The sequence below is a fragment of the uncultured Fibrella sp. genome, from assembly GCF_964250085.1.
Lineage (GTDB): Bacteria > Bacteroidota > Bacteroidia > Cytophagales > Spirosomataceae > Fibrella.
Genome location: NZ_CAXUEC010000001.1, coordinates 824,662 through 841,830, shown reverse-complemented (window position 1 = coordinate 841,830; position 17,169 = coordinate 824,662). Strand labels below are relative to the sequence as shown.

The window sequence follows — 17,169 nt, the reverse complement described above, 5'->3', positions numbered from 1 at the left end:
CAGTCGAGGACGCCCAGTCCGCGGTACATTTCCAAGCCTATAAGGTTTCTTTTCAGACCTTATAGGCTTTTTTACGCCCCTACTTTCCGTCTAACCGCCCGCCACACAATGCGGGCGTGATTCCATAAGGTTGGAAACAGACCAAAATGCCAGCTCAACACTTTGAACCGGTCAGTCAGTGAGCGGCGATGCTGTTGCTTCGACAACCCGCCAACGAGGTAGCGACACAGCAAAAATGGGAGTTGTTCAACACGTTTGGCGGCTTTCAGGCAGCGAATTTCCCAATCCAGATCAGCGCTGAGGTTGGTAAGTGGATAATCGGGCGCGATGTCGCGGCGGGCAACAAACGCCTGGTGGCTCACTTTCATGCCCAGCGCCATGTCCTGCCAGCGTAACGTATCGGAGACACCTGCTGGCAACGTGTGCGGCGTTACCTGACTCCGCAACCCAACCGGTGAGCCATCCTCATTCACGAACAGAGCGTCGCTATAATACACATCAGCCGATTCGTCAGGCCTGGAGGAACGTACCTGATGGAGTAGGTGTGTCAAAACCTGCGGATCATAGAGTTCGTCGCCCGCATTCATGAACCAGACGTAATCGCCCGTAGCCATGTGTAGGCCTTTGTTCATGGCGTCATACAACCCCTTATCCGGCTCAGAAATCCAGCGCGAAATACCGCTTTCGTACTGCTGAACAAGTGCCAGTGTACCATCCGTCGACGCTCCATCAACCACCAGGTATTCGTAGTCAGCGCCCAACACAACACCCTCCTGCGCTACAATGCTCTGAATTGTGCGTTCCAGAAACCGTTCGGCGTTGTGGGTAATGGTAATGATGGAGATCATAAAAACGTGTGGCACCGAAGCTCCAGCTTCGGTAGTCAATAACCCGAAAGGCCACTACCGAAGCTGGAGCTTCGGTGCCACGAATCACTCCTTCACTAATTGAGCATACAGACCCGCGTACTGACTGGCCACTACAGCCTCATCGTAATGCGCCAGTACATGTTGCCGGGCGGCATGGGCAATGGCAGCATAGTTGTTTGGCGACAGGCTCAGCAGCCAGTTAATGCCCGCGCTAAGGTCTTCGGCCGATTTATACTGCGCCAGATAACCCGATTCGCGATGTTGAATCATTTCGGGAATACCACCTACCTCGAAGCCAACCGCAGGCGTACCACAGGCCATCGATTCCATAATCGTATTGGGTAAGTTCTCAGCCAGCGATGGAATCACGAACATATCAGCGGCATTGTAGGCCTGACTGATCTTAGTCATATCGCTCAACGGTCCCAGAAAATGGTACTGAAACGGCAACTCATGAAGCAGTCCTTTATCGCCCGCTCCGAAAATCAACAGTTCAACCTCGCGAGGATTCTCCAACTGGCTATGAAGTTGATGCAGCGCCTGCTGAAAATACGTAAATCCTTTACCAACAGTGCTCACTTTTGCCGCCGCAAACAGGATCAATCGCCGGTTGGTTGGTAAACCCAGCGCCCGGCGCGCTTCGGCCTTGTCGATTGGTGAGAACAAGTCAGTATCAATCGGATTCGGAATATTCAATACAGAAAAGGGGCGAAAAAGGCCACTTTTGCGGGCACGGTTAGCCAGCCATTCACTGCAGCCAATAGGCACCAGATGCGCCGACGAATACGCTTTCCGCTTCCGTTCCCACACCTGATGCGACAAATCGCCGGGACCGGGATTGCGTAAAAAAGGCACACAGTTTCCGCAGGTACGTTGGTAGTTTTCGCAAGTGCCGCTGTGGTGGCAACCGCCGGTAAACGGCCACATGTCGTGCATAGTCCAGACCACGGGCTTTTCCAGCCGCATCAGGCTTTCCAAGCCTTCGACCGAAAAAAAACCGAAATTAACCCAGTGTAGATGCAGCACATCGGCCTGACGAATCAACGAATTGTAGGTCAGATCAACACCCGTAACGGCGGGCGAAAACTGGAAACGAACCGACTTGTCTTTCTCGAAAGGCAGAAAAGCAAGGCGCTCGCCGCCAAACCGGGCAAACGCCATTTTTTTGGCTAAAAAACTGGTTGCCAGCGCTTCCACATCGGCTTCAGGCCGGGTCGCTTCCTGCACCAACAATGTGCTGTCGACCCCAATCTGGTTCAACGCCCGGTTGAGCCGACCAGCAGCAACGGCAGCCCCGCCGGTGGTCTGGTACGTATTTAAATGAACGACACGCAACGGAATTCGGTAGTAAACGGTGAATGACAAAGATACCGCCTCGACAGGGTTCTTTTTTTGACAGGATTCACATGATTTTCAGGATTTCTTTTGCACAGACTAGAATCGGGGAGCAAAAGAAATCCTGAAAATCATGTGAATCCTGTCAAAACCCCTTTCAATGGTATCTTCGTAGCACAATGCTGTTTTCTGATATTATTGGCCACGACGACACCAAAGCAACTCTGGTGCGGGCCGTTCAAACCAACCACCTTGCCCACGCCCTGCTTTTCGACGGGCGAACGGGCAGTGCCAACTTAGCGCTCGCGTTGGCCCTGGCAACCTACGTTAACTGCGAAACCCGCCTGAATGACCCCGCACAAACAGACGGATGTGGCCAATGTGCCTCGTGCATTAAAACGGCTAAACTCGTGCACCCCGACCTGCACATGGTGTATCCGGTGGTAAACATCAAGGGCAAAAATAACAGTGAAGCACTCCTTCCCGAATGGCGTAAGTTCTTGGCAAACAACCCCTACCGAACACTGACTGACTGGCTGGGAGCCACCGAAGGCGACAACAAACAGGCAAATATTTCGGCCGAAGAAGCCCGGAATATCCTGCAACGGTTGTCGTTGAAAGCGTATGAAGGCGCGTATAAGCTGATGCTGATCTGGCTACCCGAACACATGAATGCAACGGCCGCCAATGCCTTGCTGAAAGTGCTGGAAGAGCCCCCCGAACAAACGCTGTTCCTGCTCGTCACCAACCAGCCCGACAAATTGCTCATCACCATTCTGTCACGTACCCAGCGTGTACCGGTCCGTAATTTTACGGATACGGAGGTAGCCACGTACCTGAGGCAGATGCTTAATTTCGACGAAACGAAGGCCCGCCGCATTGCTTACCTCAGTGATGGCGACATGGCGCAGGCGTTGCTACTCGGGCAATCGAAAGCAGACGAACTGGCCGGTAGCAGCCAGCACACCTGGTTTGCCGACTGGATGCGCGCCTGCTATCGGCAGGACCTGACCTGGCTGGTGAAACAGGCCGACGAATTTGACAAGATTCCCAAAGAACGCCAGAAGAACCTGTTCGACTACAGCCTGCGCCTTTGCCGCGATTTATTCCTCTGGCAGCAGGGAGCCGAACAGCTACTACGCCTTCCCGACGATGAGCTTAATTTTGTTCGTAACTTCGGAAAAGTGCTGAAACCCGACCTGATCGAACGTATGGTTGGCGACCTGAACGAGGCAGCCTACCACCTCGAACGAAACGCCCGCGCCAAAATGATTCTGCTCGATCTCTCGCTCACCTTCACACGGTTGATAAAACGGTAGCTTCAGGCTACTTTTCACTCCTATGCCCGTTGCCCTAAGCCCCGATCTGAAACGAGCCATAACGTACCTGCCAGATAAAGAAAAAGATAAGTTGCTGCTTAAACTTATTGCCAAAGACCCGATTCTGACCGAAAAGCTTGACTACGAACTGGTTGAACAAAAAACGACCCTCGATTACCGGCGTCAACTGATTCGTGACCTGACCAACCGGACGGCCATACTCAGCCAGGATTCACCCGCCTGGATGATGATGGACATGCGTACGGTAAGCGGTTATATTACCCGGCATGTAAAGGTGACGAAGGATACGTATGGCGAAGTTGACCTGACCATTCACATGCTCAAGAGCTTCTTCGACAACCACGCCGATCTGTTGCAACGCCTCAGCAGCCGGACCGAAAAATGCGCGATCTACGTGGCCAAACGGACCGACGCCATCCTGAAAAAGCTGAACAAACTCGACCCCGACTATTACCTGGAATTCGAGGAAGACATGAACACACTGCTCAGGTACGTCTACAACAGCGCCGCGGCTCACTACGCCCGGCAACTGGATACGCCAACGGAGTGGAGACAATGACAAGTAGCCGTGAACAGTTATCAATTATCAGCGTTGCTTAAGTACGTTGTCTGGCCTGGCCTTTGATAACTGTTCATTGATAACTATTCACTGACATGGAAACTGTTCTTATTACGGGCGGAACGGGCACAATTGGCCGCCGACTTACTCAACTTCTTCAACAACAGGGCTATACGGTTACGTACCTGAGCCGTTCAGCCCAGGAACATACCGGCGTTAAAACCTATATTTGGGACGTACCTAAGGCGCAACTCGATATCCGGGCCATACAAACCGCCGACCATGTTATTCACCTGGCCGGCGCAGGTGTTGCCGACAGCCGCTGGACCGACGATCGAAAACGCGAAATTCTGGATAGCCGCACGCAGTCGACGGCCTTGCTGGCGAGCGCCTTGAAAGACACGCAACATCATGTAAAGAGCTTCATCTCTTCATCGGCTATTGGGTATTATGGCAGCGATAGTGGCGACCGCCCCCTGCGCGAGAATAGCCCGGCCGGCTCCGATTTCCTGGCGCAGGTGACACGTACCTGGGAACGGTCGGTAGACGCGGTGGCGGCCCTGGGTATTCGTACCGTCAAGATTCGTACGGGCGTTGTGTTCACTATGGATGGTGGCGCGTTGCCTAAACTGGTGCAGCCGATCAAGTTGGGCGTTGGCGCGCCGATTGCATCAGGCAATCAATACATATCGTGGATACACATCGACGACCTCTGTGGCTTGTTCATCGAAGCGATGAAAAACAGCGCATGGAACGGCGTGTACAACGGCGTAGCGCCTCAGCCCGTCACCAATGCCGACCTTACGCACCTGATCGCGAAGGTGCTCGACAAACCGCAGATCATGCCTAATATTCCGGCTTTCGTGATCAAACTGATGTTTGGCGAAATGGCTATCACCGTACTGGGCGGCAACTACGTGCTTAACCGCCGCGTTACCGATGAAACTGCCTTCCAGTACAAATTCCCGGACCTGCGCAAAGCCTTAGAAGACTTATTAAATTAAAAAGAGCTATAACACGGAGTTACCCAGAGGTGCCACAGAGTTACACGGAGGTTTATCCTCAGTTTAGAGAAAAGGAAACTCTGGGGTAACTCCGTATGATCGCCTCTTTAAAACCGCCTTTTCAGAATTTCCACCAGTTCGGTCACCTCATCGCTCTCCATATTCCACATAAACTGGTTGGCATAGCGGTATGAAATCAGGTCGAGGGCCTCGCCGTAGTTGGTCACCTGATCGAGTTCAGCAACGGCTTCGTTATAAGCATCGGCACTGCCGTTGAACAGTTGATTGATAAACCGGAATTTCTGGTTGAGCGAAATGCCTTTAGCCAGACTGCCGTGCGTTGCTTTCTGGAGCGAATCACCCAGCGTTGCCACACCGTCTGTAGATGTTGCTTGTGATGTATTCAGCGACAATGCAGGCGCTTCTGTATCGACCGACAACACGCTCGGCTGGTTGCTGGGTGCCGTTGGGGCTTCCTGATAACCAGCGAAATAGCCGCCAGAGTTACCATTCAACGCTACCGATCTTGACTCGGCAGGTTCTTTATCGACCAAAGCGGGCACAACAACCGGAGCAGGCTCGACAACCGGTGGCGGCGTTGGCGGGGCGCTAACCGTTACCTGAGGGGGGGCTGGTGCCGCTTTCGGAGTTGGGGTTTCTTCGTCAAGATCAAAAAACGAACGGGCCGAAGGGGAGTTGTAATTTTCCAATGCCTGTCCGCGCAATAATGTCGATAGATCCATCACCACTTTCTCCGAGAACATTTCTACATACTTCTCGGGCCGTTCGAGTTCCTGAACGCGCTGCGTCATAATTTCATCCAGGTAACCCAGCGCCTGATTTACGTAAATAAATGGACGCCCGTTGAGCCGCTGTTCCAGCGCCACCGGAATAAATTTATTGATCTGGGTATACCGAACCAGATGGCGCAGGTTTTCGGCAGTCAGCGTAAAATCCGGCTGGTTACGAAGCTGATCGTCGTAATAATAACGGGGATCAAAAAGGGCAATCAATGTGCGTTTGGTGGCATCGGCCAGTAGCGGTTCGAGGTGTTCGCGGCGAACCGCGATATGTTGCGACACCACATTCATGAACGAACGAAGTGCCTCTTCTACTTCCGGGCTGCTAAAATCAAAAAAGGGACTGCGAAACTTTTCGGTTTCTCCTTTCCACTTATCGAATAAGCTGCTGACAACGAATAAATTGATCTGATTTACGGGCGTAAGGTTCAGAATCTGCTTGCCATTGATTGTGGGATTAGCATGATAAAAATCAGCCGTGACCCGCCGGGCATACGACTTACTGTATTCGTTGAGTGCGTTTGTATTGAACTTGTTCGACATTGTTAAAAGCCTTTGCTTTGTAAATATATTGAAATCAAGCAGCCGCTTTTGAGAAACCTCGATTTGAAGGCCCAAAAAATTGTGTAACAGGTCCCGCTCGACGAATCGTTTGCGGATTACGGCCCGAATGAATCCCTCAAAATGAGCCTCGCCCAACTGTGCTGACAGCATCCCAACGTCTTTAATAGTATGTTTATTGAACCCACCCGTCGGCGCGAACCGCCTCATTTGCGTGTAGGCTGGATAGAACTGATTTGCGGCTCCATGTTTTCGGGGAAAACAGAAGAGCTGATCCGGCGCCTCAACCGCGCCCGAATTGCCAAACTCAACGTCGGCATTTTCAAGCCCAGCCTCGATACGCGGTATCACGAGCACGACATTGTGTCGCACAACGCGTCCGCAATTCCGTCGGTCCCGGTTTCACAAGCAGCCAGTATTCTGCCCCTGGTGCATGCCTGCGACGTAGTTGGAATCGACGAAGCGCAGTTCTTCGATTCGGCCATTGTCGAGGTGTGCAATCAGTTGGCCAATGACGGCAAACGGGTCATCGTAGCTGGGCTGGACATGGATTTTTCGGGTAAACCCTTTGGCTGCATGCCGCAGTTAATGGCTGTTGCTGAGTTTGTTACCAAAGTTCATGCCATTTGTGTCATTTGTGGTGATATTGCTCATTATTCATACCGGCTACTCCCCTCCCAGGAGCGCGTATTACTCGGAGAAACAGATAGTTATGAAGCAAGGTGTCGTAGGTGTTTTCACTTAGGACCCGACGCCCCCCACCGCGAGTGGGTGCAGGAGTAGAAACGATTTTGGATTGGGAATATCGGATTTTGGATTTGTTGCTGATGCATGGGTTTTGCTGTGGCGTAAGCAACAATCCCCACTCCAAAATCCGATGTCCTATTGCCAGTCAATCACCAGCCCATCGCGTTCCATCTTTCGGAAGTAAGTCATCTGGCGCTTAGCGAATTGATGAATGGCCGTTTCCAGTTGAACAACCATCTTCGGGTACGTTAACTGCCCAAGAACGTACTGCGTAACAAACTTATATTCAAGGCCATAGTAGATCAATTTATCCGCCGAGATTCCCTGACTGAGCAGGCGCTCTACCTCGTCGATTAACCCGTACTGAAGGCGACTACGGAGACGGCGGCTAATTCGTTCACGCCGAACAGCTACCGGCGGGTCAAGGCCAATCGTGTGGTAAGGGGGCAGAGGCGGGCGCCGGGCGGGTGAAGCATTGGGATGAGCATTCAGGTACGTTCCGATCTCGATGGCGCGAATCAGGCGCTTACGGGTCGAGGTATCTGCCTTATCTGAATAGGTCGATGGGGTTTGCTCAAACCGGTTGCGCAATTGCGCATCGCTGAGCGTTTCCAGCTCCGCCCGAAGTGCATCGTTTGGTGGAATGGCCAGCATAGCGTCGGGGCGTAAGGCGGCTTCGATATACAAACCGGAGCCACCACACAAAATTGGCACGGCATTTCGGTCACGAATAGCCTGCATGGCCCGGTCGAAATCCTGCTGATACCGGAAGACGTTGTACTCGTCGCCTGCTTCAACAATATCGATCAGATGGTACGGTATCGGCTGACCGTCAACTGTATATTCGGCCAAATCTTTCCCCGTGCCAATATCCATGCCCCGGTATACCTGCCGCGAATCGGCACTAATGATTTCGGCGGGTTTACCTTCATTTCGGAGTTGGTGGGCCATCTGTACGGCCAGGTGCGTTTTGCCGCTGGCGGTGGGTCCGAGGATGACGAGCATGGTGCAAACGGGGTCTGTTCAGCCGAAAATTTGGCCATTCGAGTCGAAAACGGGTTTATTTGTTCTATGAAGTCATCGACACCCGTAAAAATAGCCATGATTGGCGGCGGTAGCTGGGCCACTGCGCTGATAAAAATTCTCTCGGAAGGGAACAGTTCTATTCGCTGGTGGCTGCGCAGCAAGACCGACGCCGAACATATTCAGAAGTTTCATCATAATAGAAGCTACCTCAGCGACGTACAGATTAACCCCCGTAAGGTAAAGGTCTGCACCAGAATCCGCGACGCCATCCGCGATGCCGACTTTGTTATTCTGGCCGTTCCTGCCGCTTTTATTTCAGAAGCCCTTACCGGCCTCACGCCAGCTCATTTTGCCGGAAAACACGTCATTTCAGCCATCAAAGGCATGATTCCTACGTCTAACCAACTAGTCACCGACTGGATGGAATCGACCTATAACGTACCTAAAGAGCACCTCAGTTGCATTGCCGGGCCCTGCCATGCTGAAGAAGTAGCCCTGGAAAAGCAATCGTACCTTACCATTGCCTCGACAGGAAAAGACTGCGCTCAGACGGTGTCGCACTTACTGACGTGCCGGTTTGTGCAAGCCTCGCCGCTCAATGATCTGTATGGGGTAGAGTATAGTGCCGTGATGAAAAATATCATCGCCCTGGCCTGCGGTATTACCCACGGCCTGGGCTACGGCGACAATTTTCAGGCGGTGCTGGTTTCCAATGCCATGCAGGAGATTCGCCGGTTTGTCGACGCGGTGTATCCGATGGAACGTGATTTGAGCCGGTCGGCCTATCTCGGCGATTTACTCGTGACCGCTTATTCTCCGTTTAGCCGAAACCGCACCTTCGGCACCCTCATCGGCCGGGGCTACACCATCCAGTCGGCGCAAACCGAGATGAACATGATTGCCGAAGGGTACTACGCCGTGCGAAGCATTTACGCCATCAACGAAACGTATCAGGTACGTATGCCCATCGTGGATGCTGTTTACCGAATTTTGTACGAAGGGGCCACACCATCCGCCGAAATGGCTCTGCTGAAGGGAAAGCTGGTGTAGACTGTCATTACGCTATGCTGTCATTATGTGGTCATTACGCTACCCTGTCATTGATTGTCATTCATCGCTTTTACAATAAATGACAGCGCAGCGTGATGACAGTTCCTTACTCTGCCTGCACATCGCCACCAGCTACCAGAACCGATTCGCCGGGCGACAGATGACGTACCTGGCGATGGCCTACCAGTAGGTCCAGTTCGCCGTCATGTAGCAGCACGCGGGTGCCTTCCTGCTCGTGGCTAACCCGAAAGCGCGTTCCGGTAGCTTCGGCCGTCAGGTTGTCCGTATGCACCCGAAAGGCATTGGATATCCCCCTTCCGGTGGGGCGGGCTACCTCAAAATCGGCGGTTCCGTCGAGCCAGACAGCCCGGGTAAGTTCAACCGTCGAATCGCCTTCGGCCGCACTTTCCCGCGCAAACCCACGTGGTGTATAGCGCAACTGGCTGTGGGGCAGCAGGGTAACGACCGACCCGTCGGGGAGCGAGATCCGCCGCGACTGGGTTGTTGTGGTAATTAACCGGGAGGCCTCCTGGGTGTATTGCTTGTAAACTGTCCAGCTCACCAGGAGTATAATGCCTACGGTGGCGGCGATAGACCGGGCAAAGTACCACCAGCCGATGAAGGAACGCACCTCGGGCCGGAGCGGGCGCACGTCTTCCATGTCCTGCAACGAGCCCCGGATACGCTCCCATACCGTCGCCATTTCGTCGGAGCGTAGCGTATTGATTGTCAGCGACTGGCCAATTTCCTGCACCAGTTGCCGGGCATCTCTGAACCGGATTCGCAACTGGGGCTGCATGTCTTCCAGCCCCTGCCAAAACGCCGCCACCTCATCATCCTCCGGGTGTTTCACCCACCGGATAAACAGGTCGTCTGCAGCCAGCTCTCTAGCTGTATACTGGGCGTAAGGCTTCATTTATTTTCCGTTGCGAAGTGCACTATAGATTGCCAAAGGTGGCTAAAATACCTTTCTACTGAGTGAATCAAAACGGGTACCAAAGGCTGTTTGTTTTGGGTATAAATAGCAGAAAGAGCGCTTTTAGTGCGAAAATCAAGGATATGATTCCACGCCGTACCTGGCTTAAATCGGCTCTACTGGCCCCACTTGTAACCCAATTTCCGGTCCGGCAACAACCAGTCCTCCCATCTGTCAAACCGCCTCGCCTCAAACCTGGCGACACCATTGGTCTGTTCTGCCCGGCGGCACCCGCTTATAGCAGGGAAACGGTACAGATTACCATCGAGTCGTTACAGGCGTTGGGTTTCAAAACGAAACTTTCGGCTCATTTCTATGACCGGTACGGCTATTTGGCCGGTCATGATGCAGACCGGGCCGCTGACTTGAACGCCTTTTTTGCCGATTCATCTGTCAACGCGGTGATGGCCATGCACGGCGGCTGGGGATGTGCGCGCATTTTACCGCTGCTCAACTACGACCAGATACGCCGCACATCTAAAATCATCATTGGCTATAGTGACATTACGGCCCTGCTGCTGGCCATCAACGCCAAAACCGGGCTGGTTACCATGCATGGCCCGGTGGGCGCAGTTACCTGGAATCGCTTCACCACCGACTGGCTGAAGCGCGTACTCGTAGACGGAGAAGCCGTGCAGTTTCAGAACCCGGTTGATGACGCCCCAACGCTTGCCCCCACCCGCGACCGCATCACGACCATCCGTTCCGGCACAGCGCGTGGTCGGCTCATCGGCGGCAACCTGACGGTGCTCAGCCACCTCATCGGCACCCCCTACGTACCGGACTGGAAAGGGGCGATTCTTTTTCTGGAAGACGTGCAGGAAGCCCCCTACCGCATCGACCGGATGATGGCGCAACTCAAACTGGCGGGTATTCTGGATCAGGTGGCGGGCGTAGTTTTCGGCAAATGCACCAAGTGCGATTCGGAGAACACCAACGGCTCGCTGACGCTGGAAGACATTCTGGCAACGTACCTGGAACCGCTGAACGTACCTGCCTTTACGGGCTCCATGATCGGCCACATCACCGACAAGTTTACCATTCCCGTCGGTCTCAATGCGGAGATAGACGCCACCAAAGGCACCATTCAACTATTAGAACCAGCCGTGCGTTAATCATGGCAAATCGGCTTTGGTCACGTAGATGTAGCCTTTCTTACTGTCGTAGAAAAACAGTTTCCGGTTGTTGACATACCGGCTGAAATAGTTGGTCATACCGCTACGCAAAACTGGGTCAAACGTGATGGTATCAGCCGTTAAACGTACACTCATTACCAACTGATCGATGATTCCTTCCGAATTGGCCAACGTTTTATAATACAACTGATTCGTTACTCTGTCGACCATAAACTCGGGGCCAAATTTGCGGCCCCTGGGTACGTTGTTGGGTAAAGCCTTTGCAACATCGAGCAGTACCGGATTAGCTATATCCGTAGTAACTACACGTAGCTGTTCCGCCTCGGGATTGTAGATAAGCAACCGGTCATTCGTTGCAATAAGCTGGTAAGGGTAAATTAGTTTCCTTCTTGTCGTATCCAGCTTTTCAGCAAAATAGAGAAACAACGGTTTCTGAGCCGTTTTTAAATACAAACTTTTCTGAGCAACAAATTCATCTTTCGGAGTAGGCGACAGGATCAACCTGCTGGAATAAAGCTGTGCTCCTTTATAGTCTGTATAGGCATCTATTAACTGCAAATAGTTGGGCTCAACATTATCCGTTTTGCTATCCAGATCAAACTGCTTTTCCTCGATCAGTAGCTTGCCATTTTTGATCGTAATCAACAAATAGCCAGGCACTTCTTTTCGGCCCTCAAACAACACGGTGCCAGCCAGCACGGTTGAGTCAGTCAGCACCGTAAACCACGTAGTGGTTGGCCCTAATGCCCATTTCTGTTCATTGGAGCCAACCACTACGTGATATGGCCTTACCGACTTAATACGCAACAGATGCGCCTCATCTTTAACTAAATTTTCGCTGTTTTCAAGCAATCGAAACGTCGATAATGCATTGTTATACAAGAGAGTATAGTTTGGAAGAATCACAAATCTATCGACTCGAAAATCGTCGCTGCCGTACCAAATTTTTAACTCCTTTTCGGGGTAAACAATCTGCGTAATGGTTGAGTCAGTTTTTTCAACAGACTCCTGCGCACGCACACAGGCAGAGCCTAAAATCAATGCGATCAGCACAGCAATACGGAGGGTCATAAGTGGTGAGGATTTTATAGTCTATATCTACCAGTATGGATGCGCAACGTACCTAAATGTCACAATCAGCCCATCTATGTAGCTTGCAAAAGGCATAAAAAAAGCGAAAAGAGCTTCTGTCTTTTCGCTTTTTGCGCCTCACACTGATCCTACTACTTCACCACCCGCAGAATACCCTGCATCAGCGACGAGTGGCCGGGGAAGGTGCAGACGAACTGGTAGTCGCCGGGTTCGGTGGGGGCGGTGAAGTAAATGCTTTCCGCCGATTCGGGTTGCAGGATATTCGTGTGGAACAGCACATCGCCCGAGGCAGGTACGTAGTTTAGTTTAGCTCCGTTCAGGTTCAATTTCAAAGCCTGATTACCCACGGCGTTGGCGGTTCCGGGTTTCACAATCACGCAGTTGTGCAGCATATCGTCGTTGTTATTAAAAACGAACTTAATGCGGCTCCCGGCTTTCACGTCTACCTTTTCGGTATCGAATTTTAGACCCGGTTTAGTGCTGATGCTGATCGTCTGATCGGGGCCGTTTGTCCAGGTAGCGGGCATATCAACCATGCGTTTTGCACTGATGGAAGCCGCTACCTTCTTCGTGGGTGTAATAGCTTTGCCTTTACCCGTTGTTTTCGCGCCCATACCCGCCTTTTCCGACGTGCTCGCCATCATGGCGCTGTGGTCGTGCATGGCACCAGTCTGGCCAGTGGCAACCGATGCCACCATACGTGCAGGTACGTTTGCCAGATCACCGGGGGCAATGGCGTTGAGGGTGTAATAGCCTGTGTTGTGCAGCAACGCCAACGTACCTGAAGCCGATTTCACGCCTTCTGCTTTTACTTCGTGAATATACCCTTGGCGCAGGGTCGTATCTGCCACAATACGGGCGGTGCGCCCATCCTGACTCAGAACTACGCCCCGGATCGGCACGGTACGGGCGTCTTCGATGGGACTGCCGTAGGTACTGTGGTACTTGTAGGTGAAGCTGTTGAGCGCATAGCTGGCCGGATCTTCGCCCGTTTTCCGGTCGACGGGCATCGTGAATTCGATCTCGAAGCCATCGGGTTTTGAGCGGATCGTTTTCATCTCGAAGGGCATTTTACCCGTCCAGACGAGGCGCTGTACACCGAAGGGCGATTTGCCGGTAGCGGCCCAACCCCGGCTGGTCATACCGACAAACATGGAGCCATCCTGCCCCCAGAGCATCCGCAAAATACCCGACTGAAAGCCCTCACGGAAGGGGAAACAAGCGCCCTGCCACTTACCTCCTACTTTTTCGAGGCTCATCCGCATGATTTTACTATGGCCCTGATCACCCACGAACAGTTGCCCCGAAAACGGCCCGAAAGCTCCGTTCGTGGTATCTTCTTTGATGTCTGACGTTGAAATACCCATTAGCGTATGCGGAAACCAGACGGCGGGCACTTTTAGGTTTTTCACGGTTTTGGCTACCTCAAACATCGGTTTGCCGGTGCTGGGTACGTCCTCCGGCCGCAGTGCCAGCGGCGAACCGGGCTCACCCGACCAGCGCAGGCCAGCCGGGTTACCGGCAAAATCACCTTTTTCCAGATGCGTTACCCGGCCCGATCCAACCCAGTCGCCCTGATTCTCGGCGTAAAAAATGCTGCCATCGCGCAGGGCCGTGAAGCCCGCCGGTGAGCGCAGGCCCGTTGCCCAGGGGGTCATTTCGCCCTTGTCGTTCAGTTTCAGCATCCACCCGCGCCATTTCGACTGGCTGGCTCCTTTCCCGACCCAATCGAGGTTGAGCGTGATGACCATATCGCCATCGGGCAGTGGAATGGGGCCGTAGCTGTATTGGTGGTAGTTGCCCGACAGCGGCCATTTGTAAAATGCCCGGTATTCGTCGGCCACTTCATCGCCATCGGTGTCGATCAGGCGTGTTACCTCACCACGCTGCGTGGCGAAAAGCTGCCCTTTATACGGACCAACAGTTCGATAAAGCAGGCCCAGCGGCTCGTGGAGGCCCGTAGCAAAGCGTTTGAAGGTTGGCTGTCGGCTTCCCTGCATGTAGGGGTTACCAATAAGCCAGACATCGCCGCGCCGGGTACTCACCGCCAGCCGCCCGTCGGGCAACGAGGTCATGCCGCCCACTTCGAGTTGTACACCGTCTGGGATGGGCAGTGTGACAATGCGGTAATAATCGTCTTCACCGGCAGGTTTGCCTTGTGAGAAAGAAAAAGAGTGAATGAGTGAAAGTGTGGCTACGGCCACTAGTTGTATCAGTTGTTTTTTCACAGTTCAACGATGTTTTTAAACCTATAAGGTCTGGGCGACCCCGTCTCTTTTCCGGCCTTATAGGTTTGGAGGATTTATCCGATGCGCAGTCCGTTTTCGGCTGGCTGCGTGGTGGTTAGTAGCGTTACGGTACCGTCGGCGGCGACACTGCCCATGACAAGGCATTCGCTCATGAACGGGCCAATTTGCTTCGGCGGAAAATTGACCACGGCAATTACCTGTTGCCCAACAAGCGAGTCGGGTTGGTAGAGCCTGGTGATTTGCGCCGACGTACGTTTAATGCCGATCTCAGCGCCGAAGTCGATGGTGAGTTTATAGGCCGGTTTGCGGGCTTGCGGAAACGGTTCGGCTGCCGTAATGGTACCCACGCGCATATCGACCTTCATGAAATCGGCCCAGGATAGTGGTTCCATCTTAAAACTCCAGGCTGTATTGGACCGTTGCCGCGCCGTCTTTCAGCGAAACGGGCATCATCAACTCCTGCTGAGTACCCAGTTGCCGCAACACCAGGTTCACTTTCGGGTCAACCCGGATGTAGTAACTACGGTCGTCGATGGCAAACAGGCCTTTAGCCACTTCTTCGATGATTTTCCCGGCTGCCAACCGGCAATAAATCGGTTGCGCAGGTACGTTGCCGGTTACGGCGAACGTATGATCGAGCCGATTGCTGGTGGGGCGCAGGCTTTCGCGGATGGTCAGGCCAGCCAGGGTATACTCCATCGTGGGCAATCCTTCTTTATTCAATACCAGGCCCCCATAGGTCAACACGTCTTCATTCAGGCTGTCGGGCCAGGCAGCGTTGGCGTTTGCCAACAGTGCGAAAGCAGGGCGCGGCGATGGCCTTACCAGCGTGCCCATTGGCTTGAGCAGTTGTGGCTCGCCGCGTTCGTACCACATCTGCGTCACATCGGCGAAGTCCCCTTTCCAGGCCATCAGCAGGGCCATCTGGCTCAGATCGACGGCATAATGTAGCCCGGTACCGCTGCCCACCGACAGGGATTTAGTACGTTTGTTGAGTTCGCCGGGAAGCTGGATAAACGACCGGATCAGGGTAGGGCGCGCTTCGGCCTGCACGGTCACCTGCCCCGGTGGCGAGAACTCGGGCACCGATCCGTCGGCATGCAACGCCTGGGGCCGTGTTCCTGCCTGACTGATGAACAGGCCAAGACCCGGACGTGGCCACGAGCGCGAAAACATGACCTCAATGGCATGAATACCAGCCGTTAGTGGCGTCGTGTAGGTTTTAGTAGCACCCAGTTCGTCGTATACCATCGGAATTACGGCTTTTCCGTCGACCCATAGGCCGGCTACGCCACCCATCACCAGATCGAACTGGTAATCGCCCGCCGCAGGTACGTTCAATTTACCGTCGAACAGTACGGCAAATCGGCCTGGCCGTCCATACGATACGTTGTAGCTGAGATTGCTGATCGTGTCTGCCTTAACGGGCGTTTTCCCGGCCAGTCCTTCGCGGGTTTCAATGCTTTCTCCGTACAGTTTGTAGGTGAGTGGGCCAGCCCAGTTGGCTACCTTGCGGTTTTCCAGAGCGCGATAACCTGCATGCCGAATGGCTAGTGAACCGGTCTGTGCCACGAGTTGAACGGGCCGGGCTCCGGCAGCTTTCTGCGCCAGCTTATACCCTTCCCGCACCACTACACCATTTACCAACAGCCGTTCGAGGATGGGGCCTGCCAGATTGCTTTCGGCCCGGTAGTCCAGACGAATAGGTTGCCAGAGGCCCGGTAATTTCAGCAACGGAACGATGTCCCGCGCATGGTCCAGGCTGAGTGCTTCTCCATTGGGCAAGATCAGAACGGCATCGGCGTTTGGTGCCATCAGCACATCGAACTCAAGCGAGAAATCGCTGGCGGGCGTGATGAGTGTGAGCGGGTCTTTGCCAGCACTGATCAGGATAACGTCACCGCCCGGTTTCGATTTAATGGCGGTACTTTCGGGGCCAACGGTAACGCCACCAGCCCGTTGCCAGTTGGCAGGGAGGCTGAGCGTCGACAGGTCGAGGCGGGGCAGGGCAGTCTGAGCGCAGGCGGCAGTGTATAAGCCAGACAGGCTGATACACAGGCCACCCAGCAGTAGGGTCAGTTTACGCATAGGTGACAATCAGAGCAGGCTGAATAGTAGGCAACTGGCTTTCTACCAGTTGCCTTAGCTAAAGCAAAATTGCACGCTGATTTCCTGTATTCCCATATGTATCTGCTACTCAATTATTTTCCAGCCATCACTCTCCCAGCCGCTGGGCCACGTCATCGGCCTTATCCAGATCGTCGTGCCCTAACCCGGTTGTCTGGGGCGTCGGTACGCTGGCGTTTTCCCCATCAGGACCGGCACCAGTGCTGGATGTACCACCCAGTGTATTACTGTCGGGCTGTTCTGCTTCGTCGGCGTTCGGTTGTGTGTTCATCGCTCAAGGCTATTTAGTTGGTTATAT

16 protein-coding genes are annotated in these 17,169 nt (G+C 53.4%); 6 read left to right on the top strand and 10 right to left on the bottom strand.

All coding sequences use genetic code 11. From position 1 onward, the window contains the following. Positions 1-71: 71 nt before the first annotated feature. Positions 72-848: a glycosyltransferase family 2 protein gene (locus tag ACFE8Q_RS03385; protein ID WP_375443943.1), complete on the bottom strand. Its 777-nt coding sequence runs from the start codon at positions 846-848 to the stop codon at positions 72-74. Between the two features lie 84 nt (positions 849-932). Beyond that, positions 933-2,234, bottom strand: coding sequence for a glycosyltransferase family 4 protein (locus tag ACFE8Q_RS03380; protein ID WP_375443942.1), 1,302 nt, complete (start codon positions 2,232-2,234; stop codon positions 933-935). Positions 2,235-2,383: 149 nt separating this feature from the next. On the opposite strand from ACFE8Q_RS03380, the gene ACFE8Q_RS03375 reads away from it, so the two are divergent. From ACFE8Q_RS03375 to ACFE8Q_RS03365, 3 genes are all read left to right on the top strand, one after another. After that, positions 2,384-3,523 (top strand): ATP-binding protein, encoded by a 1,140-nt coding sequence (locus tag ACFE8Q_RS03375; protein WP_375443941.1) that lies wholly within the window; start codon positions 2,384-2,386, stop codon positions 3,521-3,523. 22 nt (positions 3,524-3,545) lie between these two features. Next, positions 3,546-4,103, top strand: a complete 558-nt coding sequence (locus tag ACFE8Q_RS03370; protein WP_375443940.1) for a hypothetical protein — start codon at positions 3,546-3,548, stop codon at positions 4,101-4,103. A 95-nt stretch (positions 4,104-4,198) separates the two neighbouring features. Next, a complete protein-coding gene (locus tag ACFE8Q_RS03365) occupies positions 4,199-5,107 on the top strand; it encodes a TIGR01777 family oxidoreductase (RefSeq protein ID WP_375443939.1) in 909 nt (302 codons plus the stop codon). A 107-nt stretch (positions 5,108-5,214) separates the two neighbouring features. On the opposite strand, the gene ACFE8Q_RS03360 is transcribed toward ACFE8Q_RS03365, so the two are convergent. Further along, a complete protein-coding gene (locus tag ACFE8Q_RS03360; RefSeq protein ID WP_375443938.1) occupies positions 5,215-6,450 on the bottom strand; it encodes a hypothetical protein in 1,236 nt (411 codons plus the stop codon). Positions 6,451-6,639: 189 nt separating this feature from the next. On the opposite strand from ACFE8Q_RS03360, the gene ACFE8Q_RS03355 reads away from it, so the two are divergent. Then, positions 6,640-7,251, top strand: a complete 612-nt coding sequence (locus tag ACFE8Q_RS03355; RefSeq protein WP_375443937.1) for a thymidine kinase — start codon at positions 6,640-6,642, stop codon at positions 7,249-7,251. 99 nt (positions 7,252-7,350) lie between these two features. Here the strand turns inward: ACFE8Q_RS03355 and miaA are convergent, their stop codons facing one another. After that, on the bottom strand, positions 7,351-8,220 hold the full coding sequence (gene miaA, locus ACFE8Q_RS03350) for a tRNA (adenosine(37)-N6)-dimethylallyltransferase MiaA (protein WP_375443936.1): 870 nt from the start codon (positions 8,218-8,220) through the stop codon (positions 7,351-7,353). A gap of 66 nt (positions 8,221-8,286) precedes the next feature. Between miaA and ACFE8Q_RS03345 the strand changes: the two genes are divergently transcribed. Next, positions 8,287-9,291 carry an NAD(P)H-dependent glycerol-3-phosphate dehydrogenase gene (locus ACFE8Q_RS03345; protein WP_375443935.1) on the top strand — a complete coding sequence of 335 codons (1,005 nt, stop codon included), beginning with the start codon at positions 8,287-8,289 and terminating at the stop codon, positions 9,289-9,291. A gap of 106 nt (positions 9,292-9,397) precedes the next feature. On the opposite strand, the gene ACFE8Q_RS03340 is transcribed toward ACFE8Q_RS03345, so the two are convergent. Continuing rightward, entirely contained in the window at positions 9,398-10,207 is an 810-nt protein-coding gene (locus tag ACFE8Q_RS03340) for a FecR family protein (protein ID WP_375443934.1), read from the bottom strand. A gap of 143 nt (positions 10,208-10,350) precedes the next feature. Between ACFE8Q_RS03340 and ACFE8Q_RS03335 the strand changes: the two genes are divergently transcribed. After that, complete coding sequence (locus tag ACFE8Q_RS03335) at positions 10,351-11,382, top strand: LD-carboxypeptidase (protein WP_375443933.1); 1,032 nt, start codon at positions 10,351-10,353, stop codon at positions 11,380-11,382. Here ACFE8Q_RS03335 and ACFE8Q_RS03330 read toward each other — a convergent pair whose 3' ends face one another. From ACFE8Q_RS03330 to ACFE8Q_RS03310, 5 genes are all read right to left on the bottom strand, one after another. Continuing rightward, positions 11,383-12,474 carry a hypothetical protein gene (locus ACFE8Q_RS03330; protein WP_375443932.1) on the bottom strand — a complete coding sequence of 364 codons (1,092 nt, stop codon included), beginning with the start codon at positions 12,472-12,474 and terminating at the stop codon, positions 11,383-11,385. Positions 12,475-12,626: 152 nt separating this feature from the next. Next, positions 12,627-14,723, bottom strand: a complete 2,097-nt coding sequence (locus ACFE8Q_RS03325; protein WP_375443931.1) for a plastocyanin/azurin family copper-binding protein — start codon at positions 14,721-14,723, stop codon at positions 12,627-12,629. A 74-nt stretch (positions 14,724-14,797) separates the two neighbouring features. After that, on the bottom strand, positions 14,798-15,136 hold the full coding sequence (locus ACFE8Q_RS03320; protein ID WP_375443930.1) for a tRNA-binding protein: 339 nt from the start codon (positions 15,134-15,136) through the stop codon (positions 14,798-14,800). Between the two features lies 1 nt (position 15,137). After that, positions 15,138-16,832 carry a hypothetical protein gene (locus ACFE8Q_RS03315; RefSeq protein ID WP_375443929.1) on the bottom strand — a complete coding sequence of 565 codons (1,695 nt, stop codon included), beginning with the start codon at positions 16,830-16,832 and terminating at the stop codon, positions 15,138-15,140. A 127-nt stretch (positions 16,833-16,959) separates the two neighbouring features. Then, positions 16,960-17,142: a hypothetical protein gene (locus ACFE8Q_RS03310; protein ID WP_375443928.1), complete on the bottom strand. Its 183-nt coding sequence runs from the start codon at positions 17,140-17,142 to the stop codon at positions 16,960-16,962. Positions 17,143-17,169: the final 27 nt, after the last annotated feature.

Excerpts from the sequence above, each read along its gene's own strand:
- ACFE8Q_RS03345 (WP_375443935.1), top strand. The coding sequence starts at position 8,287 with ATGAAGTCATCGACACCCGTAAAAATAGCCATGATTGGCGGCGGTAGC.
- ACFE8Q_RS03330 (WP_375443932.1), bottom strand. The coding sequence starts at position 12,474 with ATGACCCTCCGTATTGCTGTGCTGATCGCATTGATTTTAGGCTCTGCC.
- ACFE8Q_RS03370 (WP_375443940.1), top strand. The coding sequence starts at position 3,546 with ATGCCCGTTGCCCTAAGCCCCGATCTGAAACGAGCCATAACGTACCTG.
- ACFE8Q_RS03310 (WP_375443928.1), bottom strand. The coding sequence starts at position 17,142 with ATGAACACACAACCGAACGCCGACGAAGCAGAACAGCCCGACAGTAAT.
- ACFE8Q_RS03315 (WP_375443929.1), bottom strand. The coding sequence starts at position 16,832 with ATGCGTAAACTGACCCTACTGCTGGGTGGCCTGTGTATCAGCCTGTCT.
- ACFE8Q_RS03355 (WP_375443937.1), top strand. The coding sequence starts at position 6,640 with ATGTTTATTGAACCCACCCGTCGGCGCGAACCGCCTCATTTGCGTGTA.
- ACFE8Q_RS03335 (WP_375443933.1), top strand. The coding sequence starts at position 10,351 with ATGATTCCACGCCGTACCTGGCTTAAATCGGCTCTACTGGCCCCACTT.
- ACFE8Q_RS03365 (WP_375443939.1), top strand. The coding sequence starts at position 4,199 with ATGGAAACTGTTCTTATTACGGGCGGAACGGGCACAATTGGCCGCCGA.
- ACFE8Q_RS03385 (WP_375443943.1), bottom strand. The coding sequence starts at position 848 with ATGATCTCCATCATTACCATTACCCACAACGCCGAACGGTTTCTGGAA.
- ACFE8Q_RS03320 (WP_375443930.1), bottom strand. The coding sequence starts at position 15,136 with ATGGAACCACTATCCTGGGCCGATTTCATGAAGGTCGATATGCGCGTG.
- ACFE8Q_RS03375 (WP_375443941.1), top strand. The coding sequence starts at position 2,384 with ATGCTGTTTTCTGATATTATTGGCCACGACGACACCAAAGCAACTCTG.
- ACFE8Q_RS03340 (WP_375443934.1), bottom strand. The coding sequence starts at position 10,207 with ATGAAGCCTTACGCCCAGTATACAGCTAGAGAGCTGGCTGCAGACGAC.
- miaA (WP_375443936.1), bottom strand. The coding sequence starts at position 8,220 with ATGCTCGTCATCCTCGGACCCACCGCCAGCGGCAAAACGCACCTGGCC.
- ACFE8Q_RS03360 (WP_375443938.1), bottom strand. The coding sequence starts at position 6,450 with ATGTCGAACAAGTTCAATACAAACGCACTCAACGAATACAGTAAGTCG.